The sequence below is a fragment of the Desulfurobacterium sp. genome (genome assembly GCF_027028515.1).
Classification (GTDB): domain Bacteria; phylum Aquificota; class Aquificia; order Desulfurobacteriales; family Desulfurobacteriaceae; genus Desulfurobacterium_A.
This window is the reverse complement of sequence record NZ_JALVIW010000110.1, coordinates 15,324-41,526: the sequence shown is the minus strand read 5'-3', so window position 1 is coordinate 41,526 and position 26,203 is coordinate 15,324. Positions and strand designations below refer to the sequence as shown.

The 26,203-nt window shown below is 41.3% G+C and carries 27 protein-coding genes and 4 tRNA genes; 11 read left to right on the top strand and 20 right to left on the bottom strand.

Annotation, left to right across the window (positions count from 1 at the left end):
* Positions 1–7 precede the first annotated feature (7 nt).
* From MV676_RS09390 to MV676_RS09350, 9 genes are all read right to left on the bottom strand, one after another.
* Positions 8–178 (bottom strand): hypothetical protein, encoded by a 171-nt coding sequence (locus MV676_RS09390; protein WP_297447129.1) that lies wholly within the window; start codon positions 176–178, stop codon positions 8–10.
* A gap of 14 nt (positions 179–192) precedes the next feature.
* Complete coding sequence (locus MV676_RS09385; protein ID WP_297447128.1) at positions 193–354, bottom strand: hypothetical protein; 162 nt, start codon at positions 352–354, stop codon at positions 193–195.
* Positions 355–377: 23 nt separating this feature from the next.
* On the bottom strand, positions 378–2,906 hold the full coding sequence (locus tag MV676_RS09380; protein ID WP_297447126.1) for a cytochrome c3 family protein: 2,529 nt from the start codon (positions 2,904–2,906) through the stop codon (positions 378–380).
* Positions 2,906–3,712 (bottom strand): NHL repeat-containing protein, encoded by an 807-nt coding sequence (locus tag MV676_RS09375; protein ID WP_297447124.1) that lies wholly within the window; start codon positions 3,710–3,712, stop codon positions 2,906–2,908. The genes MV676_RS09380 and MV676_RS09375 overlap by 1 nt, the downstream gene beginning before the upstream one ends.
* Before the next feature lie 4 nt (positions 3,713–3,716).
* A complete protein-coding gene (locus MV676_RS09370; RefSeq protein ID WP_297447122.1) occupies positions 3,717–4,457 on the bottom strand; it encodes a hypothetical protein in 741 nt (246 codons plus the stop codon).
* Positions 4,457–5,380: a cytochrome b/b6 domain-containing protein gene (locus MV676_RS09365; protein WP_297447120.1), complete on the bottom strand. Its 924-nt coding sequence runs from the start codon at positions 5,378–5,380 to the stop codon at positions 4,457–4,459. The genes MV676_RS09370 and MV676_RS09365 overlap by 1 nt, the downstream gene beginning before the upstream one ends.
* Before the next feature lies 1 nt (position 5,381).
* Positions 5,382–6,494 (bottom strand): hypothetical protein, encoded by a 1,113-nt coding sequence (locus MV676_RS09360; RefSeq protein ID WP_297447118.1) that lies wholly within the window; start codon positions 6,492–6,494, stop codon positions 5,382–5,384.
* Between the two features lie 37 nt (positions 6,495–6,531).
* Positions 6,532–6,900, bottom strand: coding sequence for a hypothetical protein (locus MV676_RS09355; protein ID WP_297447117.1), 369 nt, complete (start codon positions 6,898–6,900; stop codon positions 6,532–6,534).
* Between the two features lie 166 nt (positions 6,901–7,066).
* On the bottom strand, positions 7,067–7,861 hold the full coding sequence (locus MV676_RS09350) for a purine-nucleoside phosphorylase (RefSeq protein WP_297447115.1): 795 nt from the start codon (positions 7,859–7,861) through the stop codon (positions 7,067–7,069).
* Between the two features lie 195 nt (positions 7,862–8,056).
* Here MV676_RS09350 and MV676_RS09345 point away from each other — a divergent pair, with 195 nt between their 5' ends.
* Complete coding sequence (locus MV676_RS09345) at positions 8,057–8,482, top strand: transcriptional repressor (protein WP_297447113.1); 426 nt, start codon at positions 8,057–8,059, stop codon at positions 8,480–8,482.
* A 6-nt stretch (positions 8,483–8,488) separates the two neighbouring features.
* Here the strand turns inward: MV676_RS09345 and MV676_RS09340 are convergent, their stop codons facing one another.
* From MV676_RS09340 to queF, 6 genes are all read right to left on the bottom strand, one after another.
* A complete protein-coding gene (locus MV676_RS09340) occupies positions 8,489–9,922 on the bottom strand; it encodes an aldehyde dehydrogenase family protein (protein WP_297447111.1) in 1,434 nt (477 codons plus the stop codon).
* Positions 9,923–9,934: 12 nt separating this feature from the next.
* A complete protein-coding gene (locus tag MV676_RS09335) occupies positions 9,935–10,963 on the bottom strand; it encodes a GGDEF domain-containing protein (RefSeq protein ID WP_297447109.1) in 1,029 nt (342 codons plus the stop codon).
* A gap of 127 nt (positions 10,964–11,090) precedes the next feature.
* The gene (locus MV676_RS09330; protein WP_297447107.1) at positions 11,091–11,855 is read right to left on the bottom strand and encodes a GGDEF domain-containing protein; all 765 of its coding nucleotides are present in this window, start codon (positions 11,853–11,855) and stop codon (positions 11,091–11,093) included.
* A complete protein-coding gene (locus MV676_RS09325) occupies positions 11,852–12,139 on the bottom strand; it encodes a hypothetical protein (RefSeq protein WP_297447105.1) in 288 nt (95 codons plus the stop codon). The genes MV676_RS09330 and MV676_RS09325 overlap by 4 nt, the downstream gene beginning before the upstream one ends.
* A 21-nt stretch (positions 12,140–12,160) precedes the next feature.
* Complete coding sequence (locus tag MV676_RS09320) at positions 12,161–13,018, bottom strand: MTAP family purine nucleoside phosphorylase (RefSeq protein WP_297447102.1); 858 nt, start codon at positions 13,016–13,018, stop codon at positions 12,161–12,163.
* Positions 13,019–13,022: 4 nt separating this feature from the next.
* On the bottom strand, positions 13,023–13,511 hold the full coding sequence (gene queF / locus MV676_RS09315; RefSeq protein WP_297447100.1) for a preQ(1) synthase: 489 nt from the start codon (positions 13,509–13,511) through the stop codon (positions 13,023–13,025).
* A 119-nt stretch (positions 13,512–13,630) separates the two neighbouring features.
* Here queF and MV676_RS09310 point away from each other — a divergent pair, with 119 nt between their 5' ends.
* From MV676_RS09310 to MV676_RS09285, 6 genes are all read left to right on the top strand, one after another.
* Positions 13,631–14,344 (top strand): metallophosphoesterase family protein, encoded by a 714-nt coding sequence (locus MV676_RS09310; RefSeq protein WP_297447098.1) that lies wholly within the window; start codon positions 13,631–13,633, stop codon positions 14,342–14,344.
* A gap of 80 nt (positions 14,345–14,424) precedes the next feature.
* On the top strand, positions 14,425–15,426 hold the full coding sequence (recA, locus tag MV676_RS09305; protein WP_022847606.1) for a recombinase RecA: 1,002 nt from the start codon (positions 14,425–14,427) through the stop codon (positions 15,424–15,426).
* Positions 15,410–16,498: a PilT/PilU family type 4a pilus ATPase gene (locus tag MV676_RS09300; protein ID WP_022847607.1), complete on the top strand. Its 1,089-nt coding sequence runs from the start codon at positions 15,410–15,412 to the stop codon at positions 16,496–16,498. Before recA ends, MV676_RS09300 begins: the two co-directional genes overlap by 17 nt.
* A complete protein-coding gene (locus tag MV676_RS09295; protein ID WP_022847608.1) occupies positions 16,482–16,916 on the top strand; it encodes a RecX family transcriptional regulator in 435 nt (144 codons plus the stop codon). Before MV676_RS09300 ends, MV676_RS09295 begins: the two co-directional genes overlap by 17 nt.
* Positions 16,917–16,959: 43 nt before the next feature.
* The gene (alaS, locus tag MV676_RS09290) at positions 16,960–19,587 is read left to right on the top strand and encodes an alanine--tRNA ligase (protein ID WP_297447095.1); all 2,628 of its coding nucleotides are present in this window, start codon (positions 16,960–16,962) and stop codon (positions 19,585–19,587) included.
* 2 nt (positions 19,588–19,589) lie between these two features.
* Positions 19,590–20,321: a hydroxymethylpyrimidine/phosphomethylpyrimidine kinase gene (locus MV676_RS09285; protein ID WP_297447093.1), complete on the top strand. Its 732-nt coding sequence runs from the start codon at positions 19,590–19,592 to the stop codon at positions 20,319–20,321.
* Between the two features lies 1 nt (position 20,322).
* Here the strand turns inward: MV676_RS09285 and MV676_RS09280 are convergent.
* From MV676_RS09280 to waaF, 3 genes are all read right to left on the bottom strand, one after another.
* Positions 20,323–20,401 (bottom strand) — tRNA-Asp (locus tag MV676_RS09280).
* Positions 20,402–20,413: 12 nt separating this feature from the next.
* Positions 20,414–20,489 (bottom strand) — tRNA-Val (locus tag MV676_RS09275).
* A 40-nt stretch (positions 20,490–20,529) separates the two neighbouring features.
* Positions 20,530–21,840, bottom strand: coding sequence for a lipopolysaccharide heptosyltransferase II (gene waaF / locus MV676_RS09270; RefSeq protein WP_297447091.1), 1,311 nt, complete (start codon positions 21,838–21,840; stop codon positions 20,530–20,532).
* Between waaF and MV676_RS09265 the strand changes: the two genes are divergently transcribed.
* From MV676_RS09265 to MV676_RS09250, 4 genes are all read left to right on the top strand, one after another.
* The gene (locus MV676_RS09265) at positions 21,785–22,588 is read left to right on the top strand and encodes a hypothetical protein (protein ID WP_297447089.1); all 804 of its coding nucleotides are present in this window, start codon (positions 21,785–21,787) and stop codon (positions 22,586–22,588) included. The two genes, waaF and MV676_RS09265, sit on opposite strands and share 56 nt — an antisense overlap.
* Before the next feature lie 108 nt (positions 22,589–22,696).
* A complete protein-coding gene (locus MV676_RS09260) occupies positions 22,697–23,896 on the top strand; it encodes a radical SAM protein (protein ID WP_022847614.1) in 1,200 nt (399 codons plus the stop codon).
* A 4-nt stretch (positions 23,897–23,900) separates the two neighbouring features.
* Positions 23,901–24,935 carry a radical SAM protein gene (locus MV676_RS09255; RefSeq protein ID WP_297447086.1) on the top strand — a complete coding sequence of 345 codons (1,035 nt, stop codon included), beginning with the start codon at positions 23,901–23,903 and terminating at the stop codon, positions 24,933–24,935.
* 12 nt (positions 24,936–24,947) lie between these two features.
* A complete protein-coding gene (locus MV676_RS09250) occupies positions 24,948–25,910 on the top strand; it encodes a pyridoxal-phosphate dependent enzyme (RefSeq protein WP_297447084.1) in 963 nt (320 codons plus the stop codon).
* A gap of 4 nt (positions 25,911–25,914) precedes the next feature.
* Here MV676_RS09250 and MV676_RS09245 read toward each other — a convergent pair.
* Both MV676_RS09245 and MV676_RS09240 read right to left on the bottom strand, forming a co-directional pair.
* Positions 25,915–26,001: transfer RNA gene (locus MV676_RS09245), tRNA-Leu, on the bottom strand.
* 59 nt (positions 26,002–26,060) lie between these two features.
* A tRNA-Phe gene (locus MV676_RS09240) sits at positions 26,061–26,136 on the bottom strand.
* Positions 26,137–26,203 lie beyond the last annotated feature (67 nt).

Genomic DNA, 26,203 nt, shown 5'->3' with positions numbered 1-26,203 from the left:
CTAAAATTTAGTGCCCACCACCGAAGAAAAGATAGAAGAGGTGAAGCCCCTGCTTCATACAATTTATAGATACCATACCTAACGTAAGTATAGCAACTATGAGTTCAAATGCAGATATCCAGCTTTTAAAGAAGTTTATTTTTCCCATTTTACTATGAAATTCTCCGCTATAAGCCATTCCTCACCTCCCAATTATAACCACATAAAGAATGATTGAGCGTACCAGTGAACAAACTTAACAAACCAAACAAGTATCCATGGAAGGAAAAGGATGATAAATACAGCCGCAAGCACTATCCATGCCTTCTTCCATGAATATCTTTCAAACTCCCTTGCAGTCATCTCTTTAGCCATCTGCAGCTTCCTCCTGCTTTGGTTTACTTATAGCTTGATGTGGACTGTCTAACCTCTTTTTTATGGTACCACATGTACCTAATAAGAGCTTCATCGCCGTGACAGTCAGCACAAATGCTTCCAGCAACCGTCTTATTTCTTAAGAAATAAGTTTTTCCATGTATGTGTGCATCGTGACATGTCTCACACGCAATTGCCCCAGCTCTCTCCACTTCTGTGCCATTCTCTGCAAATATAGGCCATTTACCTTTCCTGCCGGGTCTATCCTGAGCAACAATATCAAAGTCAGCCCTTGGATGGAAGAAGTATTCAACTGTAGCATTTTCTGCTACGCCACCTTTGCTGTGGCAAGTGAGACAATAGGATGATGCTCTATCAACTGTCTCGCCGTTAGGATATGTAAAGTTCTTAAGTTCCATCTTCCACAAGAAAGCACCTTTAGCCTGGTGAGGCACATGACATGCAGAACACATCTGCCCATTAACATCATGAACTGTCCCTTTAATTGCTGCTTCTGTCTTGTGGCATGAAATACAGAGCTTGCTTCCCCTGTTTGTAACCCTGAGGAATGGTTTACCGGCAGCGCTACCGTGCGGATCGTGACAGCTTGCACAGTCAACAACACCTTCACCGGGAACACCTGTTTTCTGATTAATAGCAGGAACCGCGTCTGTTTCAACTTTCCCACCAAGCGGATGCGAAATTTCACCGGTCGTGAGGTTTGCAGCCATTTTACCGGGAGCGTGACAAGAAGTACACTGTCTCTCGTTAATTGTCTTGCCTTCACCAAGCTTTCTATTCCAGAGAGTCGGACCTTTAGGATTATGAGGTGTGTGGCAAGCAGAGCACTGCCCGTTTTTCTCAATACTTTCACTTTTGGCCACAAGATAGTGTGCTGTTCCTTTAAGATTTTTATCTTTATGACACTCAAGACAGAGAGCTGAATCACCCTCAACCGGCACAACAAGAGCATACGGATCAGCGCTGTGCGGATTATGACAGCTTGCACATGTAACAACTTTGCCGTCTTTTGTTCTGACATCAATTGGGTGATCTTTAAACTTGCCCGCCATAACTTTCGTTCTGGCTATGCCACCTTCACCGTGGCACGCCATACAGAAGGAAGAAACATTATCAAGGCCTTCTCCTCCTTTGATTCCTTTAAGGTATGCACCGACTGCCTTGTGAGGAACGTGGCACGCGGCACATCTTCCAGCACTCCTCGGCGTTTCTCCGAGAACATTTCTATCGTCAATAGCACCGTGAACACCCTTTTTACATGCACAGTTGCCTGGATGACATCTGCTACACAGATCCTTTTCCGGTACTCTGAGGAAACTGCCGTTTGCCCTGTCACTCTCCGGAGCACCAACAGCGCTCCACTTGTGAGGATTGTGGCAGGTAACACAGGCAACCCTGCCCTTTTTGAGCGGCAGAGACCTAAACTTCGTTTCAACATTTGTTGGGTGAGAAATAGTACCTATGTCAGGTGCTTCACCACCAGGATAGTGACATGAAATACACATTCTATCTGCATCAGACGCCTCAAGATAAACGGCGTAAGCTGTGGCTTTATCATTAAGCTTTCTACCCCAGAGGTCTGCACCGACTGCCTTGTGCGCTGTGTGACATTCAAGGCAGGCGTCTTTGTCTGCGAATCCATGTTTTGAATGGAGAACCGTCTTCTCCGAAACGTGACAGGCAACACAGAGAGACTTGGGTGATTCTGCAAGAAGCATCTTATCAGCTGAATGGTGAATCTTATGGCATGTGTAACACTCAACCTTGTTTTCACTTCCCAACTTTAATCTTACTTGTGCAGGCTTAACTTCCATAGAATCTACACTTACAAGAACCGGATGGGACATATTGTTTTTATGTTTAGGTGAATTTACTTCCTTGATGTGACACACAAAGCAAAGTTGAGAGTTTTTGTTAGAAATAATAAGTGCGTGCTCACCTTGGCCTTTGTGGGCAGCATGACATGACTGACAGGTAACTTCGTCATCCTTACCGACCCTTCCGTGGAGAGACTTTATCTTAGCTATAATGGATGAAGACATCTTTCCTGCAGTATCGGCAAGGATAGGATGGTTACCGTGACCTGTATTGTTCTTGTGACAATCTATACACATGCTTGAATCTGTATTTTTAAAGCGCATAAAGGTGTAGTCTAACTTATCCTGGCTGCCGACCTCTGAATGAGGCGTATGGCAGGTACCGCAGAAAAGCTTCCCATTACGGAGAGGGAACTTCTTAGGAATTTTCATATCTTCAGGAACTTTAACGTCAACAGGGTGAGAATGCTTATCAAAGTTAAGAAAAGTTAACCTATCATCGGCCATAGATCCATCGTGACAGGTTAAACACATTATTTTATCCCCTGCCATTAAAGTCCTATCGGTAAGAAGCCTGGGAGAACTCACCTTAGCTTCCAGCAGCCAGTTCTGGTGACAAACCAGACAGTCCTTCTTCATGCTTTTCTCAAGCTTCGCATGAGAAACTGTTGGCATCGCAACTACTGATAGGAAAATAGCTAAGGTCTTTCTCATTATTTAACCCCTTGTACATTAAATGTAAGTATCTTGTTCTTCAGAGGCTCAAGAACATAAAGAACACCTGCATCGTAAGCGATAGATATTGGATATTGAAGTCCTTTAGCAACAACGCCGTCAAAAGCACCGTATGGATTGAAGAGTTGAACAGCACCATTAACAACATCGGAAACGGCAACTTCACCGTTGAAAACAGCAATGCCTTTAGGCCTGTAAAAATCACCTTCTTCTACGCCAAAATCACCGAATACTCTCAAGAAGTTGCCGTTTTTATCAAAAACCTCAACCCTGGCATTAATAGAATCTACCACGTAAACATTTTTCCCATCGGTAGCAATCATGAAAGGCGAAACAAAATCTCCAGGAACAGAGCCTTTCTCACCGATCTGCTTAATCACTTTGCCGCTTTTAATAGAAACAATTTTCACACAATTATTTTTGCCATCCGTAATCCAGAGATTATTTCCGACTCTAACAACATCTATAGGCCTGCCGGAAACATCAATACTCTTTTTAAGCTTTCCGTCCTTTGAAAAAATCAAAACCTTACCGGATTGAGAAGCAACATAGATGCCACTGCCGTCAACAGAAATACCATAAGGATTGTCAGCTTTTATAGTCCCAACTTCGTCACCATTCTTGTTTAAAACAACAATCCTTCCATTAAGACCGTCAACTACATAAATCTTTCCCGCTGAGACAGCTATATCGGACGGGAACTTAAAGTTTCCGCTAATTTGCCCGGCAAAAGATGGAACAGAAAAAGAAAAAACCGCAAGCAACACCGCTATTAAAAATCTCATCGCCTTACCTCTTCCAGATGAAGTTTGGGAAGTAGATCTTTCCTTCCTCAAGTAATCCCTTAACAATTTCGTTGTTCTCAATCTCGTTTATTCTCTCCTGAGAAAATCCGAGCCCAACAAGGTTAAGAGGATTCTTCCCTCTATGACAGTCTGCACACTTGTAAGGATGCTTTGCAAGATTGTTGTAAATCTTTGAAACAGCTGCTGCATCGTGGAGCAATCCTTCGTTACCCTTTAACGGAATATCAACCGGTTTTCCGTTAACAAGCGGCGTTATTTTTGCATCACTGTCAAGGCCTGAAAGTGCAACCCTACCATCGGCTTTAACGTATCTAACGCCGTACATATCTTCTGTATTTTTTATTACTTTCATCTTTCCATCTTTTGTTATCTCAACCCACGCATATGTGAGCCCCGCCTCCTTATAGTGGCATACTGTACAGCTCATAAATGTTGAGTGAGCATTGTAAAAAGGCGCAAATGTTTCATCTTTCGTGTGCGCTGCGTACGAGTGACATGCAACACAAATATCCTTTACAGGATACTCATAACCGTTCGGCGCATGGAACGGCTGAGGATACTCAGATTCCTTTGGAAACTGAGGCTTTTCTTTTAATTGTTTCTCTATTTTCTTTTCCCACCCTGAAATGTCCGAAGGTGAACCCTTCAAGAGAGGGCTTATCATACCTTCAGCAAAAGCCGCAACAGGAAAAATAGCTGCTATGGCAAAAACAAGTTTTCTCATTATACTGCCTCCTCGCTAAGTTCCTTTTCAAGAAGGTGATGTGCGTACTCGTGAATTTTGGCAACAATCTCTTCGTTAGGCAGATTTTCTATAGACTTAACAAATTCATACCTTTCTCTAAGAGCTGGATACTTCTCAAGAAGCTCGGGCTCATGCTCGGCTGTTCTCTTAATGATTCTTCTCCATGAGCGGGGTCTTTCTTCCATCCATTCAACTTCAGGTGAAATACCTGTAAGCCATATCCAATCCATTGGAAACTTATGTGGACCATAGTGAGTCATGTAGAGGTGAACAAGAGCGATCCATCCAACAGCAACTAAAGCTTCGTCACCGTGCGCTAAATAAGCTATCTGAATAGTAACGGGAGGAAGATGCAAAAATCCTGTGAAAACTTCCGGAAGCCACAGAATCCAGCCTGTAATACCAATAGCAATCATACCCCAACCTACTGCAAAGAAATCAAATTTATCAACCCACATCCATTCATCATAATCTGGTGGAGATTTCCTGAATCCAAGAAGATATTTAAAATAATGAACTACTGTAATATCTGAAGGGCCTGGAAGAAGTCTGTAAGTGTCCCAGAACCCATATTTTTTAACCCTATCCCTGTTGGCTATCATGAACATTACACAGTAAAAAACAACGAAAAGGAAATCAAAAAACATTATCGCTCCATCTACTCTGTGCATAGTCATCAAGCCACTGATTCCTCCAAGTGCTTTAACAACGTATTTAGCCCAAGGAGCATTCCAATACTTAAGAGGAAAACCAGTTATAACCTGGATAATCATTGTCATTATACCTACGTGCATTAGCGACTGCATCGTTGTCCATTTTTCGACATAAAACTTATCACCATCAACGATGATAAGCTTCTCATAATCCTCTCTCATTCTGAATTTTTCTTTAAGCCATCCCATGTTACTTCCTCCTCATGAATTTGAGGGTATCAAGAATAACAATAATTGCTGAAAAGAGAATAACAGAAGAGGACATCCAAAACATTCCTTCCTCAACACCCCATGCTATTGTTTGAGAAAGGTCCTCACCAAGCACAGGTTCAACGTGAACCCATTTAGTTTGGGCAAAGTTTTTCATATGATACTTAGGAACAAGCGGGTGACATTCTGTTGAACGACCACATGTCATTTCAATATTTTTTGGATTAATGGATGACCTTGGATCGTCTTTGTGGAAGATATCATGGAAGTTTCCACCTTTGTTTGTATGACAGTCAAGACAGTCTGCAGCCCGCGTATCTGACCTGTCAAGATACAACATCTTTGAGTGCATTGTCTTTTCATAAGAATCAACTGCCTCAAGTATCCTTTCTTTAAGATACTTGTTATGAATACCTTCAATTTTAATAGCTTTTTCCATCTTTTTCTTATCTTCGTGACAGCTTGCACAAAGTTCAACAATCTCCCATCCATCTCTTCTGGTTTCCACAAACTGAGAAACGAAACCGTTTTTGATCAAAGGAATATCCATTCTGCTTGCCACATGTGCAAGCCTATCTTCTGTCCATTTTTTGTTTCTGTGACATATATAGCACCTATCAAAACTTCCTTCCAGAGTCTCAAACTTCTTTATATTGATAAGAAGTCTGTTAGTATGACAGTATTGGCAGTTCGGATAAAGGTCTGGCGCCTTTTTGTAATTCTTGCCGTGCACACTTTCTTCCCATGTTTTATAGACAGCAGCATGAGAAAACGGCCTTTTCGTCGCTGGATCAATCACATGACACTTTGCCGCACAGTTTACCTCTTTCACAAGTGCTCTATTGTGAGGATAAGACGTCGCCTTCGTGTGACATTCAGTACAGTGGATGTTTCTGTGGATTGAGTGAAGATACTTTGCATCATTAATGCTGCAGTCCAGAATTTCCTTCTTACCGTTTTTCTTTACCTCTACAACCGACAGCCCTTTAAGTCTGTGACAGTAGAGACATCCATCGTCTCCTATGTTTACATTTGCACGGGCTGTTCCACAGAGGGTTAGCATTCCTAACAAGAACATTATGAAAGCTCTCACTCCAGACCCCCTACACTATAAGTTTCTTGTTTCCTTCTCATTGAGACACTCCATGGGCATGACACACCCTACAGCTTGCCACACCCGGTTTTAAGAATTTCTGAGAAATCACTTCCGCCCTTTTCACATCAGGAACGTGCATCTCCACGTTAAAGTGATGGCAGGGTAAACATCCGTACTTTGAAATCACAGCCATGTGCTCCCTGTGACTGAACTTGGCAAGCGTTAGCTCCTTTTCCGGTACAGCGACCTTTGGTTTAACCTCTTCAACCTTTTTTTCTACCCTAGGTTTCGCTTCCTCTGTTTTATTTTCCGTTACAGGTTTTTCCGTAACAGGTTTTGTTTGAACGGTACCACATGAAGCTGCAAAAAGAACCGCTGCTGATAAAAACAGTACTTTCTTCATCTCCACCCATCCTTATGTATATTTGTTTTTATGCGAAAGGTTATTGTAAACTTCTCCCCTTTTTCCACCACCATCTATGTATAAACCTCCTATCCCACCATAAAACAAATATTGTAATCCTGAAATGTATGTTAGAAAAAATTAGCACCCATGTCAAGCTAATTCTCTATATGTAATTGTATAAATTTATCAATGTCCGCTTTAGTGTAATTGACAGCACATCATTTTTTAACCTGACGTTTTCAAGAACCTCTTCATGGGTTGTATTCACACTTAAAGCATCATTGGCAACCACAGCTACTGCACCAACTTTCATACCGTAAAACCGCGCCGCAATAATTTCCGGAACTGTTGACATACTAACGACATCCACTCCCAACATTGAAAGCATTCTTATCTCGGCAAACGTCTCATAGTTGGGTCCATGCATTGCAGCAAGCACTCCGCTCATAGCAGACACTTTAGACTTAAAAGCACAGTCTAAAAAAGCATCAATAAACTGTCTATCGTAGGCAAACTTTAAATCTACAAAAACATCACTCCCATACGTTTTTATCAATCCTGTGAGAGGGTTCCTGCCTATAAGGTTTATATGATCCTCAACGACAACAAGATGAGAAGCGGCAGCTCGTCTCGAAACAGCCCCCGCAGCACACGTGGCTATGAAAAACTTACAGCCAAGCAGATGGGACAGGCGGGGAATAGCTCTAATCTCTTCATCGCTCCTTCCTTCATAATAGTGAAACCGCCCTGAAAAAACCAAAGCAGAAATAACACCTATGTTAACCAGCTTAAGGATTCCTCTATGACCCGGGACGGAGGGAACGGGCATTTCAGGAATCTTATTGTAAGGTATCTCAAAAGAAACATCCCCTATTTCGACACCCGAACCAAGAACAATAGCAACGTCAAAAGTTTCTGTCCCGGAAAGTTCCTTAATGTAATCTGCTGCCCTTTTCACCAATTTCTCTCATAAAAAGTGTTTTAATCATTATACACACAAAAACCTTATCAAGGGAATTTTGTAAAAAAAACGGAATTTTATCAACACCAGACAATCATTATTACCCGTTATATTTAAAATCAATTTTACAAAGATTTGCAAGCAGGTTATAATTAATAATAAATCTTATTTTTTACTACGGGAGATACCTCCATGGAGAACCGCAAAAATAAGAGACAGACAAAACAAAAGATTGTTATATATCAAACAGTTATGTCATCCAAAGACCACCCGACGGCCAAGCAGGTTTACGAGAGAGCAAAGAAAGAACTTAAAATCATCAGCCTTGCCACCGTTTACAGAGTTTTGAAAGAACTGGTAAGGGAAGGAAAAATCGGTGAAATCGTCGTTAACAAACAGTCTCGTTATGACTACAAGACTGAATATCATCACCATTTTGTCTGCACTTACTGCGGTAGAATATTTGATATCGATATCCCTATATGCGACACGGCAAGAAAGTTTGTAGAGGGACCAGGCCACATCATAGAAAATGCGCAGCATACGTTCTTTGGAAAGTGTAAGATCTGCGCCCGGAAAGAAAAAGATAAAACCAGCACTTCATCTTCCACACTTTAACAACCTTCAAAAGTTAATATCAAAACAGATCGTTTTTATTTCCGTCATCTCTTCAATGGCAAAAAGCGGACCTTCCCGTCCAATTCCACTCTCTTTTACCCCACCGTAAGGCATCTGATCAACCCTAAATGTTGGAATTTCATTTACCATTATTCCACCAGCTTCAACTTCTTTAGAAAACTTAAACGCCGCCCTTAAATCATTTGTAAATATACCCGCCTGAAGACCGTATCTTGAAAGATTAACCTTTTCTATCGCCTCATCAACACTTTTTACTCTGTTCACCACTATAACCGGACCGAAAACTTCACCAGTAAATAACCTTACATCCTCAGGAACATTAATAACTATAGTCGGTTCTATAACTGTATCGGAAAGCCTTTTACCCCCGCAAACAATTTTGGCACCAGCAGATACTGCCTCTTCAATCCATTCCATTATTCTATCTGCCGCTTGAACATCTATAACAGACCCCATATCGGTAGTCTCTTCAAGCGGATTACCAATCTTCAAGGTCTTTGTAAATTCAACAGCCCTGTTAATAAAATCATCAAAGAGGTAATCATGAACAAACACTCTCTGAACAGATATACAGACCTGACCTGCAAGGGCAAATCCGCCACGACAGATCTTTTCAGATACAAAATCAAGTCTTACCGATTGGTCTTTGTCAACATAAACCCCTGCATTTGAACCAAGCTCCATCGCATACTTTTTCAAACCGCCTCGAGACATTATTATTTTTCCAGTTTCAACGCTCCCCGTAAAAGTTATCATCCTTACTCTTTTATCCCTCACAAGAGCATCACCAACTTTCTCACCGTAACCTGTAATCACATTTACAGCTTCAGGTGGAAATCCTGCTTCTATCAAAATTTCTGCAAGCTTTATAGTAACAAGAGATGTGTTCTCGGAAGGTTTTATAACAACGCTATTACCTGCAGCAAGCGCAGGACCAACTTTGTGACAGGTAAGGTTAAGGGGGAAGTTGAAAGGTGTAATACAGCCGATAACACCAAGAGGAACTCTCCTGTAAAAACCGACCTTTCCTCTTATTCCCGGTGCTGCATCAAAATTCACTTCTTCACCAGCTATCCTTTTCGCCTCTTCCGCTGATAGAGTCAAAGTGTTAACTGCCCTGCCAACCTCCCCCATTGACTCTTTTATTGTTTTTCCAACCTCTTTTGTAAGAAGTTCCGCAATCTCATAACTCCTGTTTGAAAGTATTCTTGCTGCCTTCGAAAGAATAGAGTACCTATCGTAAGCGGTAAGTTCTTTCATCCTCTCAAAACCTTTAATGGCGGCATCAACAGCTCTTCTCGCATCCTCTTCATCACCGTCAGGAATAGTTCCGACAACAGAATTATCGTAAGGGAACAGTATTTCTATTTCTTTATCTTTAAATATCCTCTCACCACCTATCAACATGTAACCTTTCATTGCAACCTCCCTTTACTCAAGCGACTCTATGCGGTTGCCGCCACGATTCTTAGCAAGATAAAGAGCTTCGTCAAGTCTCCGCAAAAGTTCATCCATAGTATCATCATTCTTTAAAGATGTAACACCCATACTTACTGTAATTTTACCACCTATTTTGGCAAAAATGCCATCCATCACTCTTTTCAACTTCTCTGCAAGTTTAATGGCCCCGTATATATCAGTATGGGGCGCAAAAACGACAAACTCATCATCACCCCATCTCACAATGATATCTGCACCTCTCACATTTTTTTCAATTGCCTTCACTATCTGTCTTAAAAAAGTGTTTCCAACTTCGTAACCAAAGGTTTTATTAACTTCTCTAAAATTATCTATATCAAACATTATCAATGATGCCGGAATACTGTACCTTTTTGAGCGGGGAATCTCCTTTTCAAGATTTTCAAGAAAACGTGCACGAGAAACTGCTCCGGTAAGCTCATCTTTAGAAGTTAACCATTTTAAAAGAAACTGCTGTTTCTCCATAACCTTAGCATACAGAAACCCTCCAGCTATCATAAAAAGGTAAAATATCAGCATCTCCTGAAGAAAGTAGAGCTCATTGCTGGAAAACCGTCTATGAAAAAGAAAATCAACAACAAAAACAACTATTCCAAAGAAAAAAGAGAGGAAAAGCGCCGTTTCTGAAGGGAAAAGAATAAAAGCAAGGGCCGGAAAAAGGGCTAACCACATATACATAAACGGAACATTCTGAAAAACAACGCCCAAAAGTATGACGGCAACTGCAAACATTAAAGTAAGCTTTGAATATCCATACTTTCCTATTTTATAGAGAAAAAAACCAAAAAGGAGTATTAACTCTGCTATTAGAGAAGCTTCTACGATAACGTACTTTCCAAAGATGTAGTTTCTCAAAGCGCCAAATACCGGTACAGTCAATATACCTGCCAGCAGGAGATAATAGAATATCGCCTGCCTCAACCCTTCAAGATCAGTTGTGTCTGTCAAACGACAAGCCCGTTTCAAACCTTCAACATTCATTCCTCAAATCCCCCTCAAAAACCCATAAAAATTCATTTAAGATTCCTTACCGACTATACAAACACAAAAAGATTGTAACAAAAATTTCTCTAATCTCTAATCGTTAACAAGTATAAAGCAAGAAAATTTAAGGTGCCACTTCCACTCTATTTCTTCCCTCTCTTTTGGCCTTGTAAAGCACTTTATCCACCTTTTTTAATAAATCATCTATCGTGTCATTCTTCTCAATCTGGGCTACACCAAAGCTAACGGTAACCTTTCCCACCTCATCAAAGTTGGCTTTCTCTATCTTCTGTCTTATTTTTTCCGCTAAAACAGCCGCACCTTCTTTTTTTGTATTTGGTAAAAATATAATAAACTCTTCTCCGCCCCATCTAACCAGCGTATCTAGCTTTCTTATATTATCTTTTACTATTTTAGCTATCTTTTTAAGAACTCTATCGCCAGCATCGTGACCGTAGGTGTCGTTCACTTTTTTAAAGTGGTCTATGTCAAACATAATAAGCGAAATGGGATAGTTGTAACGCCTTGCCCTTTCAAACTCACTCTCAAAATCTTCAAGAAATTTCCACCTGTTATAAGCCCCTGTGAGCATATCTTTCGTTGCGAGTCTTTGTAAAATCAACTCATGTTCTTCAAGAACCTTTGAGTAAAGATAACCGCCAAAAACCATAAAACAGTAGAAAATCAAAACTTCCTGCACATAGTAAAACTTTAGCCAGAAAGCACGGCCGTAGAGAACAAACTCAATAAAAACTATGGCAGCTCCAAAAATAATAGAAGCCCCGAGGGCTATACCGGCAGGGAATAGAACGAACGCAACAGCAGGGAAGAGCGCAAACCACATGTAGTTGTAGTGTACATCCTGAACAAGTATGCCCACAAGAATCATAAAAACGCCCGTAATAACAAAGGCTCTTGAAAAGGCAAAATTCTTAAGTTTAAAAATATATAGGCAACAAACAGCAAAAGTTCCGTGGTGGCGGAAAAAAGTGCTATCTTGGTTTGGCCAAACAATATATTGCGCAAAACTGCAACAAAAGGAATCGATACAAGTCCTATAACAATCGTGTACTTTAAAATCGTAAGTCGATAGAGTGTAAAATCTTTTCCTTCTTTTGAAGCGTTGACAAAAACGGAATACTGTATATCTCTGAAGCTGTTTTTAAAATCCATTGAAACTTCTCAACCGCAACATCAAAACCAGGCTTTCCAATCTTCACCTATCATGCCTTTTATCCTGTACCTCTTCATCGTGTCCTTACAGGGACACTTCCTGTCTTTTGAATATAGAACTTCCATAAGAGAAAGCATAATTTCCGGAAAGCGGCTCACCGCTTTATCAACTAACTTCTTCTGTTCTTCGGGAAGCATACCCTCAAAAAGAATTCCTGCTTTAAACTCATAAGGTTTTATTCCCTCCGCATAATTAGTAACATAACAGACCGTACCGTAACACATCTCTAATTCTTTAGCCAGAAAAACTTCTGGAACAAGGGTCATACCTACAAGATCACCACCAAGCTTTCTATACATCCTTATTTCTGCCGGCGTTTCAAGACGTGGACCCTCAGTACACACGTACGTCCCGCCAGGATGAAAATCATAACCCATCTTGGTTAGCACTTCCTTAAGAGCAGCCCTTATCTCGGGGCAGAAAACAGGATTCTGTCTCACAAAACCGAGGCCCTTATTTTCAAAAAATGTATAATTTCTCTTTTTCGTAAAGTCTATTAAATCATCTGGAATTACATAATCGCCCGGCTTAAATTCTTCTCTCATTGAACCAGGACCTGTCCAGGCAACGATCCGCTCGGCGCCACATTCTTTTGCTGCATAGATGTTGGCACGATAATTAACAAATGGAGCAGTAACCTCGTAATCTTTTTCCCCGTGGCGGGAGAGAAAGAGAAATTCAAAACCGGCCAATGACTTTATTTTATAAACAGGATTGGAAAGTCCAAAGGGTGTCTCTATCCGCTTCTTCCACAACACCTTACCAAAACGTTCTTTATCTAAAAAATAGGCACCACTTCCACCAAGAATCAGTATCATAAAGTTACCCCCTGTTACGCAATATCCTTGGAGGATTAATTCTGTGAAGTCTAAATCTCTCTGAAGCAAGTTCCTTAACCCAATCAATCTCCTTAAATTTCTGAACAAATGGATCTATTGAAATTCCGCCGCGGGGATTAAACTCACCGTACACCTCTATGTAATAAGGTTCAAGTAGGCTGAAAAGGTCCTCTGCTATCCTGTTTACGGTATCTTCATGGAAATCTTTTGCGTTTCTGTATGAAAAAAGGTAGAGCTTCAAAGATTTACTTTCTACAAGCCACTTATCAGGAATGTACTGAATGTAAATAGTTGCAAAATCCGGTTGACCTGTTATGGGACAGAGTGTTGTAAATTCAGGACAGTTGAAAGAGACCCAGTATATGTTGTTAGGGAACCTGTTGGGAAATTTTTCAAGAACTTCCGGTTTGTAATCAAAAACATATTCAGTTTTTTTTCCAAGAGAACTCACCGTTCCAAAATCCTCTCTCATAATTGACCTCTTTTAAAAAGGCTCTGCATATATACCCAATCTACGAAATTTTAACATTTAATACATTTACGAAAAAAAACACCTTTCACGAGTCAAACATAAGTTATAAAATTTTAACCATGATGAAGATAGGAATCATATCTGATATACACGCAAATTTGCACGCCCTCGAAGCCGTGGCAAAGGACATGGATTTAGAGGGAATAGATGAGGTATGGTGCCTTGGAGACACGATAAATTATGGAGCCTTCCCTAACGAATGCTGCCAATGGGTTATTGAAAATGTTTCTTCTTACATACTGGGCAACCACGAACTAATGCTTCTTGGGCTCGCATCCGTAGAAAATAGATATGTAAACGCATGTTTGAAATGGACAAAACAAGTAATAAGAGAAGATTACATAGAATACTTTGCTACTAAGAGTGTAATAAAAATTTTCGATGACGTAACCCTTGTACACGATAACCCCTTGTCCCCAGGGAGCATGCGGTATATTTTAACAAGAGGCGAAGCCGAAGAAGTACTTTTAAAATCCACTGCTCATGTATGTTTCTTCGGACACACTCACATTCCCATAGGATACCGTCTTTCAACTGTCGGTGCAGAGATTATCAAAACTCCAGTTTACACGATAGACTCCAGAAAACATTTGATCAACCCTGGAAGCGTGGGACAACCGAGAGACGGCATGCCTCTTGCTTCATATATAGTGCTTCAAGATAACACCCTCAGGCTAAAAAGAATCAAATATGATGTAAAAGGAGCAGCAAAAGCAATAATAGAGGCAAACCTGCCAACAATTATGGCCGCAAGACTTTTGGAAGGAGTATAAAAATCCTTAGAATTTAAGTTATAATATTACGCAATACATAAATACCATTAAAACTCATAAGATTTCAGAGGTAAAAAAATATGGAAGATGCAAAAGCAAAAGTTTTGAAAGAAGCCCTTAAACAAATTAAGAAAGATTATGGCGAAGGCGCCATAATGTTCTTGGGTGAAAAACCAAGCGAAAAAATACCATCAATAAGCACCGGCTCCATAAGTATAGATTATGCAACCGGTATAGGTGGTGTTCCAAGAGGAAGGATAACAGAAATCTATGGACCGGAATCATCCGGAAAAACAACCCTTGCACTTCACGTAATAGCAAACGCTCAAAAACAGGGAGGAATTGCTGCTTTCATAGATGCGGAACATGCTCTTGACCCTCTATATGCAAAAAAACTCGGAATAAACCTTGATGAACTTCTGATTTCTCAACCTGATAGCGGAGAGCAGGCCCTTGAAATAGCGGAAACTCTCGTCAGGAGCGGTGCCGTTGACGTAATAGTTATAGACTCCGTTGCCGCTCTTGTCCCTGAAGCAGAACTTAAAGGCGATATGGGTGACTCTCACGTAGGATTACAGGCAAGGCTCATGAGTCAAGCTTTAAGAAAACTCACAGCCGCAACCAACAAAAGTAACGCCGCCTTAATCTTCATAAATCAGGTAAGAGAAAAAATTGGAGGAACAAATTACGGACCCAATGAAACTACGACCGGCGGAAGAGCGCTAAAATTCTACTCTTCACTCAGAATAGAAGTTAGAAACGCAGGCGCTATAAAGGGAAAAAATGACGAACGGCTCGGTCATTCCGCACGGGTAAAGATAGTAAAAAATAAATTGGCTCCACCTTTTAGAGAGGCTTTTGTTGATATCTACTACGGGGAAGGCATTTCAAGGTGGGCTGAACTCATTATTCTTGGCGAGAAATTAGGGTTCATTAAGAAAAGCGGTTCCTGGTACTCCTACGGCAACATAAGACTCGGGCAGGGTAAAGAAAATGCGAGAAAATATCTAAAAGAACATCCGGAAGTGGCAGAGGAGATCGAAACCAAGATAAAGGAGAAGCTCTATGGCAACTCTGAATGAGATACTCGAAAAAGCCCTTGCCCTGGGGGCATCAGACATCCATTTGAGAATGAAAATGGTGCCGATATTTCGCATACAGGGGAAGCTCGTGAAAACGAATTTCCCGCCTTTAACAGGTGCTGAAATATTTGAATTTGTAAAGACAATTCTTCCAATAGAGAAAAAGAAAGAAATACCTATTCTGAAAAATTACGACACTTCGTACAGTATTCCCGGAGTCGGAAGGTTCAGGGTTAACATTTTCAAGCAGAGAAATACCTTTGCAATAGTTATGAGAGCAATTCCCACCAAAATTCCCACTATTGAGGAGTTGAACCTTCCAGAAATAATAAAAAAAATAGCTCTTGAGCACAGAGGACTTGTTCTCGTGACAGGAACGACAGGTTCAGGTAAATCAACCACTTTAGCTGCAATGCTCAATGAACTTAACCATAAAGATTCAAGGGTCGTAATAACGATAGAAGACCCTATAGAATATCTTCATAGAGACATAAAATCCATTTTTTACCAGAGAGAAGTTGGCGTTGACGCAGAGGATTTTTTCTCAGCACTGAAAGCTGCCCTTCGGGAAGACCCCGACGTTATCCTCGTAGGTGAAATGAGGGATCCGGAAACCGTTAGAACTGCTCTTGACGCAGCAGAAACCGGACACCTCGTATTTTCAACACTCCACACACTTGATGCCAAAGAAACCATTTACCGTATCGTCTCCTTTTTCCCTCCATATCACCAACAGGCAATCAGATATCAGCTCGCCTCTGTTCTAAAGGCAACAATTTCTCAACGACTCTTACCTAAAGCTGATGGAAAAGGAAGGGTTCCCGCCGTAGAGGTTATGATAACAACGGAAGCAATAAAGGAAAGAATCTTAAATCCTGAACTTACAGAGGAAATTCCAAACTTTATCGAAAAAGGTAGAGAAACTTATGGCTCTCAAACGTTTGACCAATCACTCTATCAACTGTGGAAAAACGGACTTATCACAAGAGAAGATGCTCTCAAATATGCAACAAGACCAGACGACCTTAAACTCAGAATGGAAGGAATCACTTCAGGTGAACTCAAAATTTAAGAAAGCCTTAACCTACGCTCTCCGGCTACTCAGCCGGAGGGACTACACTGAAAGAGAAATACTTTTCAAAATAAAGCAGCGTTTCCCCGAAGTTAATTCTGAAGAAGTAATAAAGCATTTAAAAGAAAACGGTTACCTTTCCGACTACAGAGTCGGCTTCAACTACGCCATATCAAAAATGGAAAAAGGATGGGGAAAACGAAAAATCCGGTTTCACATGGTTCAAAAAGGCATAACCGAAGAGATTGCAGACAGAATACTCATGGAAATAGAATTTGATTACTCTTTCATTAAAAAAACCCTGAGAAAGCGATTCGGGGATAATCTCCATACAAAAAGGGAAAAAGTGACGCGCTTTCTCCAGCAGAGAGGATTCTCCTACACTGAAATCCACAATCTAATCTCTGGTAAAATATAGCCCGATTTTTACCCGAACAACTATAGTTTTGAGAGAGGAAACCATGACCGGTAAAGAAATAAGGGAAGCTTTCCTGTCATACTTTGAAAGCAAAGGACACACAAGAGTTAAAAGTTCTTCACTAATACCTGCAAACGACCCAACCCTGCTATTCACAAACGCAGGCATGGTGCAGTTCAAAGACTACTTCTTGGGGAAAGAGAAACCGCCTTTTAAAAGGGCAACCTCCTGCCAGAAATGTATGAGGGCGGGAGGAAAGCATAATGACCTTGAAAATGTTGGAAGAACAGGAAGACATCACACATTTTTCGAAATGCTCGGAAACTTCTCGTTTGGTGACTATTTCAAAAGAGAGGCAATAGAATTTGCCTGGGAACTTGTAACCGAAGTTTTTAAACTACCAGAAGAAAAACTGTATGTTTCCGTTTACGAGAAGGACGACGAAGCATTTGAAATATGGAACAAGGTAATAGGAATACCTGAACAGAAAATCTACCGCCTCGGTGAAAAAGACAACTTCTGGGCAATGGGTGATACAGGACCCTGCGGACCGTGTAGCGAAATCTACTTCGACCGAGGAGAAGAGTTTGCCTGCGGAGAAACCTGCGGCATAGGAAAATGCGACTGTGACAGATTCCTTGAAATATGGAATCTCGTCTTCATGCAGTATGAAAGGGATGAAAACGGCAAACTTACACCCCTTGCAAAACCTTCAATAGACACGGGGATGGGACTTGAAAGAATTGCATCCGTTTTACAAAACGTTCCTTCAAACTACGAAACCGACCTCCTCTTCCCGATAGTCAAGTGGGCCTCGGAGATGGCAGACATCCCTTACGGAAAAGAGGAGAAGAGCGACATATCAATGAGAGTCATTGCAGACCATTTAAGGGCAATGACCTTTCTTATAGCAGATGGATGTTTGCCATCAAATGAAGGGAGAGGTTACGTCTTAAGAAGAATTATAAGAAGAGCCTCAAGACACGGAAGACTCCTCGGGATAAATCGCCCTTTTCTGTTTAAAGGGGTGGATGCAGTTATTGAAATAATGGGTGATGTTTATCCTGAAATTGTTGAAAACGAAAACCTTATTAAACAAATCATAGAAAAAGAGGAAGAACGGTTCTCAAGAACACTTGAAAAAGGGCTTGAACTTCTCCAGGAAGTTGTTGATAAAATTAAGGAAAAGGGCGCGGGAACCATTCCCGGTGAAGAAATTTTCCGTCTCTATGATACCTACGGATTCCCCCTCGATTTAATACTTGAAGTTGCAAACGACGAAAGACTCGAAGCGGACGTTGAAGGATTTGAAAAACTGCTGAAAGAACAAAAGGAAAGAGCAAGAAAAGCGTGGAAAGGAGGCGTTCAAAAAGTTGTCTCACCTCAAATAATCGAGCTCTCAGAAAAATATCCTTCCACATTTAGGGGATACGAAAAACTCGAAACAACGACAAAAGTAACCGGCATTCTTAAAGGTGAAACTTTAACAGATGAACTGAAAGAAGGCGAAGAGGGTATAGTTTTTCTTGAGGAAACCCCATTCTATCCTGAAAAGGGTGGCCAGGTAGGCGATACAGGTTTCATAGAAAGCTCTAACTGTAAATGTCGCGTTCTGGACACCCAGAACGTAACCGAAAATTTGATAGGACACAAAGTAAAAGTAGAAAAAGGCAATATAAAAACCGGTGAAGTTGTAAAGGCGGCAGTCGATAAAGAACGCAGGGAAGCCATAAAAAGAGCTCACACGGCAACTCATCTTTTACATAAAGCTTTAAGGGAAGTTCTCGGAAACCACGTAAAACAGGCAGGTTCTCTTGTCCTTCCAGATAAACTGAGGTTTGACTTTACACACTTTGACTCGGTAAAAGATGAAGAACTGAAAGAGATAGAAAAACTCATCTTTAGCTGGATTATAGACAACCTTCCCGTAGTTACGGAAGAAATGCCATACGACAAGGCGCTTGAAAGAGGCGCAATGGCACTTTTTGATGAAAAGTACGGCGATGTTGTAAGGGTCGTAAGCGTAGGCGATGTAAGTGTAGAACTGTGCGGCGGAACGCATGTCGAAAGAAGCGGCGATATCGGCATGTTTATCACCCTTTCTGAATCTTCCGTATCATCTGGAACAAGACGTATAGAGGCAGTTACCGGCTTTAAAGCCTGGGAAAAGGAAAGGGAAGAAAGAAACATCATAAACAGACTCAAAGCGACCCTCCAATCAAAAGAGGAAAAGATACCTCAAAGAGTGGAAAAACTTAAAGAAGAACTTAAAGAGAAAGAAAAAGAAATTGAGAGATTGCGTAAAAAACTCGCCATAGCAGGGATAGATGAAATCGTATCTTCAGCGCCGGTTATAAACGGGATAAAAGTCGTAACGGCAAGAATTGACGGATATACAGGGAAAGAGCTTGTCGAAATTGCAGACGTAATAAGGAATAAAGCAGGAACATCAGCCGTTATGTTAACATCCCAGAAAGATGGGAAAAATAGTCTCTTAATTGCACTAACAAAAGATTTAACGGACAGGTTTAAAGCTGGAAACATTATGAGAGAGATAGCTCCCATTCTTAAAGGAAAAGGTGGTGGAAGACCTGACATGGCTCAAGGGTCAGCCCAGGACATCTCAAAACTAAACGAAGCTTTTGAAACATTTAAGAAGATCTTTGAATAATCATGGAAAAACCTGATGTTCTGTTAACGATAGCCGGCTTTGACCCAACCGGGGGAGCCGGCATATTAAGAGACATATCAACATTCAGACACTTTGGATTTTACGGAACTGCCGTAATCACAGCAAACACATCTCAAAACACAAAAGGCGTTACAGACGTTCTATTCCAGCCTCCAGAGCTTATAAAAAAACAGATAAAAGCCGTTGATGAAGACTTTTCAATTGCAGGAATAAAGATAGGACTCCCCCATTACGATAAAACTCTAAATACCTGGATAGCCGAATTTATTACAGAAAAGAAAATACCAGCAGTTTTTGATCCTGTTTTAAAACCAACACTTGGAAAGGCTTTTGTGAAAAAGATAGAAACAATTGAGCCTCTGATGAAAGCTTCAACGGTAATAACACCAAACTATTCAGAATATCAGAAACTCAGGGGATATCTGAAAAGTTTTCGGGGAAGCATAGTCGTAAAGGGAATTTTTGAAAACAATACGGTAAAAGACATTCTTATACAAAACGGAAAAAAAACGGAAATCATATCCCATACATTAAGAAGCGGAGAAGAAGTAAGAGGAACAGGATGCGCCTTCTCATCAGCCCTGCTTGCTCTGATAATAAAGAAAGATTTAAAAACAGCGTTCAGAGAAGCATCTCAATTCTTACAGGATTTTAGAAAAAAGGCTCTATCTTTAGAAAGCAGGAAGCAGAAAATAAATCTTGATATCATTTAAGTGGCGGGGACGACGGGACTCGAACCCGCGACCTCCGGCGTGACAGGCCGGCGTTCTAACCAGAACTGAACTACGTCCCCGAAGGAAGGAAATGGTGGGCGGAACAGGGATCGAACCTGTGACCCCCAGCTTGTAAGGCTGGTGCTCTCCCAGCTGAGCTATCCGCCCGAATTGACGATAAACAAATATAGGATAATTTCCGAAGGTGTCAACTACCAACACCTCTTTTTTCCGCAAAATCACCATCTTTTAGCACTTCATCTATTAAAGGGAAAACCTTTTCAGGTGTAAGGTCCCTCATGCATTTAAAATGTCCCTCACGACATCTTTTCCCACCATGAATTCCACAGGGCCTGCAGTAAAGAGGAATTTCAGCCACCTTAGCCTTTTCACCAAGAGGATAAAATCCAAACTCTTTAACAGTAGGACCAAACATCGTAACAACAGGCTTTTTAAACGCAGAAGCAAAGTGGGTCGGAGACGAATCGTTTGTGATAACTACACTGCTTCCGGCAATAAGCGCCATCAATTCTCTCAAATTCGTTTTTCCGGCGGTGTTCACAGCAAAAGGAATCTGTCTGAAAACCTTCTCAGCAACAGGAATATCAGCGGCACTACCGACAATGACAGGAACAAGTCCCCTTTCTTCAATCAAATATTTTCCAACAGAAGCAAAGTATTCCGGAAGCCACCTCTTTGTAGACCAGACGGAACCGGGAGCTATTACGGCAAAGGGAAATTCCAGAGAAAACTTTTCCCTGACCTTCCCAACCTCGTCTTTCGAAACGAAAAGCTCCGGCTGAAGATCAACCCTGGCAGCTTTATTAACGGCAAGGAGGAGCTGTATATTTCTCTCCACCTCGTGAACATTCCGTTTATACTTAACGCGCCTGGTGTAGAGAAACGAAAAACCAGCCGTATCAAAACCAACTCTTAAAGGTATTCCACTTAAAAAGAGCAAAGTGGCCGTTCTATGAGAGCGGTGAGGTGAGAAAACGGCATCAAATTTTATACTTTTCAGTTTAGAGGCAAAACCCCTGATCCCCTTTTTATCATAAGGAATAACCCCTTTAAGATACTGAAACCCTTCATATATCGCCTCATATCCTTTCTTACACACCAAAAACACTTCAGCTTCTGAATAAGTTTTTGCAACGGACTTAATAAGAGACGATACAAGAACAAGGTCACCGATAAACGCTGTCTGAAAAATAAGTATCCGCTTCATATACTTCCTCAACCTGCATGTTTCAAAGTCGATTATACACAAAGAAGGAAATCCCTTCGGAATTGTTAAAGCAGCAAAAGAGATAGTCCCGCCAGTTGTTGCCGCAAAACAGGCACCGGAGCTTGTTAAAAATGCAAGCAATGCCCACGAAGCCATCAAAACTGTAAGAGCTGCCCTTTCCGGCGCACCTTTAGGATTAACGCCCGGCGTTGGACTTAGAGATTTCTGGAACCATTTGAGTCTTATTCTCGGACTTTTCTTCGGGGTTCTCGGACTTCCGCATATTCTCATCAGATTTTACACCGTTAAAAGTGCAAAAGCTGCCCAACGAAGCATCGAATTCACCATATGGGGACTCGCAATCTTCTACACTGCTGTTCTCTTTGGGGGACTTGCAATCATGTACATCCTGTATCCAGACCTTGTAACCTTAGTTGCAACCGGAAAAAAAGGAATAGCAACAAACATGGCAGTTCCAATGCTTGGTCAGAAATTAGGCGGTGAACTGTTCTTAGGACTTATAGCGGCCGGTGCCTTAGCAGCAATGCTCAGTACCTGCACAGGACTTCTCATCACCGCTACAACAAGCATTGCCCACGACCTTTACGCCTCCATACTCAGGCCCGACAGCACGGACGAACAGAAGGTCTCTTTTGCTAAAAAAGCGGTATTTATTCTCTCTGGAATATCCCTCCTGCTTGCAATATGGCTTAAAAACCAAAACGTCGGAATGTTAGTGGGAATGAGCTTTGGAATTGCAACAAGTACATTTGCACCTGCCCTTGTTCTTACCGTATGGTGGAAAGGACTAACAAGACAGGGAATCATCGCTGGCATGTGGGTCGGTCTTGCAGTTTCCCTTCTGTTCACGTTCGCAAGATTTTTTAAATTAAAAACTCTCTTGGGACTTCCCGTTCTCGTCAATCCTGCCCTCTATAGCATTCCCGGTGCTCTACTTGTATTTATCATCGTGAGCCTTACCACAAAAGATAAAGGAAAAGTTGAAGAGTTTATGGCCATAGCCTACTGTAAAAAATAACTTTTTCGCTCCGGGCGTTGTCCCGGAGCTTTTCACCACATCCTGAATTTCCAATTTTCCTCTTCACTTTTGATATACTTTGTAGAAAGACTTTTTCAGGAGGATTCAATGGCTGTAAACCTTGAGTATATCTTTGACAACGATACTGTAGGATTAGGATGTTTTTCCTATCTGCCTGGAGAGTTTGTCTGGGCGTGTACAAACGAATGTAACCTTGAGTGCAAACACTGCTCAATAGAATCAGGCCACGGCAGAAAATGGGCTGATGAACTCACAACTGAAGAAGCAAAATCCCTGATCATGGATATCTGGGAACATTTTGGTCCTGTTAAATTTGCAATAACCGGTGGTGAACCTCTACTCAGAGAAGATATCTACGACATCATAAAGTTTGCCTTTGAAAACACAAGAATGCAGCTTGTCATGGCTACAAACGGAACGCTTCTTAACAAAGAAAACATTAAAAAGCTCCTCGATGCCGGTATGTGGCGTGTTGGTGTTTCCATTGACGGCGTCGGTGAAAAACATGACGAAATCAGGGGACTTCAGGGCTGTTTTGAAACGGTGTATCAAAATCTCAAGCTTGCCAAGAAAATGGGATTGAGATTCCAGTTTCATACGACGGTCTCAAAACTTAACAAAGATGAAATTCCGGCAATCATAGACCTTGCTGAAGAACTGGGCACTTACAGAATATATTTCGTATTCTTAATAACAACAGGTAGAGGCAAAAACCTTCCCGATCTGACACCTGAAGAGGCAAAAGAGGTGTTTGAATACATCTATGAAAGGCAGAAAACGTCAAACGTATGGTTAAAACCTATCTGTGCTCCGTGTTATACAACATGGCTAAAAGATAAAATGACAGAAGAGTATAAAGCCGGAAAGATAAATGTATTTCCGAGGGTAAAGCCCATAGGATGCCCTGCTGGAATTACAAGATTCCATATACTTCCAAACGGTGACGTGTGGCCGTGCGCTTACGTTCCCATGAAGGTAGGAAACATAAGAGAGAAAAAACTCAGCCGTATAGCCATAGACACACCCGACTTTAAAGCAATAAAATTGGCAAGGGGCTTCAACCCTGATGTTTACGGTTTTGATGAAATCAAAAATCCTGCCAAACTTGAAGAGCTCAAAGAAGCATTTAAGAAAGAGTATGGATACGAACCAGAGCTTGGCGGAATATGCAGAGATTGTGAGTATAAACAGGAATGCGGTGGATGCAGAGCAAGAGGTTATGCAAAAACGGGAAGTTTCCTCGGTGAAGATATAATGTGCCCTCTGAAAAACGTAGAGGAGAAGTGATTATATGTACGATTTGAAATTATCAATAACACGAGCCTGTAATCTCAAATGTAAGTACTGTCATTACATTACAAATGTTGACAAACACGTCCTTCCCGCCTCCTTCTGGAAGGACGTCCTTGACCAGTATAAGAATCTCGACCTTGAAAAATACGGTCTATTTGCCGACGGGAAAAAAGTGACGATAACAGGCGGTGAAGCGACCCTACATCCTGAATTCTGGGAAATCTTTGAATATGCCAAAAAACTTGGATTCTACGTTTCACTGCCTACAAACGGCACATACCTTACGGACGAACTGGTCAAAAAGTTCAAAGACTACGGTGCAGACGACATAATCATAGCCATAGATGGAAATAGGGAAAACCACGACTTTCTTAGAGGAAAAGGAAATTTTGACCTTGCAGTGAAAGGTGCTGAACTCGTTAAAAAACACGGCATACCACTTAGAATCACAACATGCATGTCAAAGTACAACTATAAAGACCTCCCTTTTGTAACGGAGCTGAGTCATCAGCTCGGCGCCGAAATCCTCATCATCTTCCACTACGTTGAACTTGGAAGAGGTGAAATCGAGCTACCTCATTCTGAAATGAGTCTTGATGAAATTGCCGAATCGATGAGAACTATATACGAACTCCAGTGCAAGTATAAAGATATTGCCCTCTGTACAACAACAATTCCCCACTACTGGGCCGTTCTTAAAAAAATGGAAGAAAAAGGCTCTTTCGTCCCGCCTTATTACTACAAGGTGTTCCCGGGATGCAGAGCCGTTAAAGATTTTGTTTATGTAACAAGCGACGGTTCAGTCTTCCCGTGTCCGTTAATACAGAAAGCCATAGGTAACCTTCAAAAAACAAAACTGCACAAAATCTTTGAAAGTGAAGGTGCTAAAATATACGCAGACAGAAACTACTTCAAAGAGTGCGTTTCCTGCAAATACAAAGAACTGTGCGGCGGATGTAAAGTAAGAGAAAATTCTCTCTGTCCAGAGCTCATAGAAAGAATAGAAGATATTTGCACAGACCTTTCCTGTTAATCTGGAGGATAAATGACCGTCCAACGAATTCTGATGTCTTCTTTCGTTGAAAATTCACCTTTCGTAGAAGAATTTTTTGGAAGGAAAAACATAAGTGTTTTGCTTTCAGGCTTTTTTGAAAAATTTGGCGCAAAATGTCCAACAGGTTCATTTAAAGACTACATAACAGGTTTAACTTTATACTTTCGTAGAAAGAAAGAGTTAGTTGTTGTATCTGCAGGTAACGTAGCAAGAGCATTCTTCTACAAAGCATCTGTCCTCAAAAGGCCCTTAACCATCGTTCTGCCTGAATATGCTTTAGAAGGACTAAAAATCTCCGTACCACCTTCAAAAACTGTAACAATATACGCAATAAAAGGCGAATACAATGACGCCATTGACTTCTCAAGAGAATTAGTGGCTAAAAATCCTGAAAAGTACGAGCACGAAGGGGGCCTTTCCAATGAATGGCGAATAAAAGGCCTCTACAGACTTTTCAGAAGACTTCCACAGTTTGATATCTACTTTCAGGCTGTATCCGGTGGCGTAGGTCCTATGAGCATATACGAAACAGCAAAAACCACCAAGAAATCTTTGCCAAAACTTTTCCTATCACAAAACCTTCCATACGCACCTGTTCTTTCCGCCGTACAAGGAGAAAAGGTGCCTGAACCGGAAATTGCAGAAAAGATACTGGCAAAGGTTCTCAGTAATGCAAAAACAAACATTCCTCTACTGTCTAAATTGATACGAGAAAGCAACGGAAAAATTTACGGAATAACAAACGAAGAACTACTATCAGCGAAAAAGGCTTTCGAAGCGTTTACAGAGGACGAAATAGACTATTCCTGCGGTGTGACTGTTGCAAGCGTATTGAAAGCGATAAAAAATGGAGACGTAAAAGAAAACGAAAAGATCGTTGTTCACATAACGGGCGGGGGATACTCAAAAGTTAAAAAATATCCCCCCTACGAAGAACAGGTGATTCATATTTAAGCCGTGGTGCCCGGGGCGGGAATCGAACCCGCACGGCCTTGCGGCCCCGGGATTTTAAGTCCCGTGCGTCTGCCTATTCCGCCACCCGGGCAGGCGGATAAAGATGCAAGATTAAACTTTTATTGTAATTTTAGTGAGGGAAAATAAAAATGGTGCCGAGGGGCGGAATCGAACCGCCGACACGAGGATTTTCAGTCCTCTGCTCTACCGACTGAGCTACCTCGGCAACCATGTAGAAGGAAATATAAACTTTTTGCCCCTTCATGTCAATGGTTTATAAACGGTTTGTACAA

Coding starts and splice junctions, on each gene's coding strand:
- MV676_RS09390 (WP_297447129.1), bottom strand. CDS start 178: ATGGCTTATAGCGGAGAATTTCATAGTAAAATGGGAAAAATAAACTTC.
- MV676_RS09385 (WP_297447128.1), bottom strand. CDS start 354: ATGGCTAAAGAGATGACTGCAAGGGAGTTTGAAAGATATTCATGGAAG.
- MV676_RS09380 (WP_297447126.1), bottom strand. CDS start 2,906: ATGAGAAAGACCTTAGCTATTTTCCTATCAGTAGTTGCGATGCCAACA.
- MV676_RS09375 (WP_297447124.1), bottom strand. CDS start 3,712: ATGAGATTTTTAATAGCGGTGTTGCTTGCGGTTTTTTCTTTTTCTGTT.
- MV676_RS09370 (WP_297447122.1), bottom strand. CDS start 4,457: ATGAGAAAACTTGTTTTTGCCATAGCAGCTATTTTTCCTGTTGCGGCT.
- MV676_RS09365 (WP_297447120.1), bottom strand. CDS start 5,380: ATGGGATGGCTTAAAGAAAAATTCAGAATGAGAGAGGATTATGAGAAG.
- MV676_RS09355 (WP_297447117.1), bottom strand. CDS start 6,900: ATGAAGAAAGTACTGTTTTTATCAGCAGCGGTTCTTTTTGCAGCTTCA.
- MV676_RS09345 (WP_297447113.1), top strand. CDS start 8,057: ATGGAGAACCGCAAAAATAAGAGACAGACAAAACAAAAGATTGTTATA.
- MV676_RS09340 (WP_297447111.1), bottom strand. CDS start 9,922: ATGAAAGGTTACATGTTGATAGGTGGTGAGAGGATATTTAAAGATAAA.
- MV676_RS09335 (WP_297447109.1), bottom strand. CDS start 10,963: ATGAATGTTGAAGGTTTGAAACGGGCTTGTCGTTTGACAGACACAACT.
- MV676_RS09330 (WP_297447107.1), bottom strand. CDS start 11,855: ATGATTCTTGTGGGCATACTTGTTCAGGATGTACACTACAACTACATG.
- MV676_RS09325 (WP_297447105.1), bottom strand. CDS start 12,139: ATGGATTTTAAAAACAGCTTCAGAGATATACAGTATTCCGTTTTTGTC.
- MV676_RS09320 (WP_297447102.1), bottom strand. CDS start 13,018: ATGATACTGATTCTTGGTGGAAGTGGTGCCTATTTTTTAGATAAAGAA.
- queF (WP_297447100.1), bottom strand. CDS start 13,511: ATGAGAGAGGATTTTGGAACGGTGAGTTCTCTTGGAAAAAAAACTGAA.
- MV676_RS09310 (WP_297447098.1), top strand. CDS start 13,631: ATGATGAAGATAGGAATCATATCTGATATACACGCAAATTTGCACGCC.
- recA (WP_022847606.1), top strand. CDS start 14,425: ATGGAAGATGCAAAAGCAAAAGTTTTGAAAGAAGCCCTTAAACAAATT.
- MV676_RS09300 (WP_022847607.1), top strand. CDS start 15,410: ATGGCAACTCTGAATGAGATACTCGAAAAAGCCCTTGCCCTGGGGGCA.
- alaS (WP_297447095.1), top strand. CDS start 16,960: ATGACCGGTAAAGAAATAAGGGAAGCTTTCCTGTCATACTTTGAAAGC.
- MV676_RS09285 (WP_297447093.1), top strand. CDS start 19,590: ATGGAAAAACCTGATGTTCTGTTAACGATAGCCGGCTTTGACCCAACC.
- waaF (WP_297447091.1), bottom strand. CDS start 21,840: ATGAGAATATGCGGAAGTCCGAGAACCCCGAAGAAAAGTCCGAGAATA.
- MV676_RS09260 (WP_022847614.1), top strand. CDS start 22,697: ATGGCTGTAAACCTTGAGTATATCTTTGACAACGATACTGTAGGATTA.
- MV676_RS09255 (WP_297447086.1), top strand. CDS start 23,901: ATGTACGATTTGAAATTATCAATAACACGAGCCTGTAATCTCAAATGT.
- MV676_RS09250 (WP_297447084.1), top strand. CDS start 24,948: ATGACCGTCCAACGAATTCTGATGTCTTCTTTCGTTGAAAATTCACCT.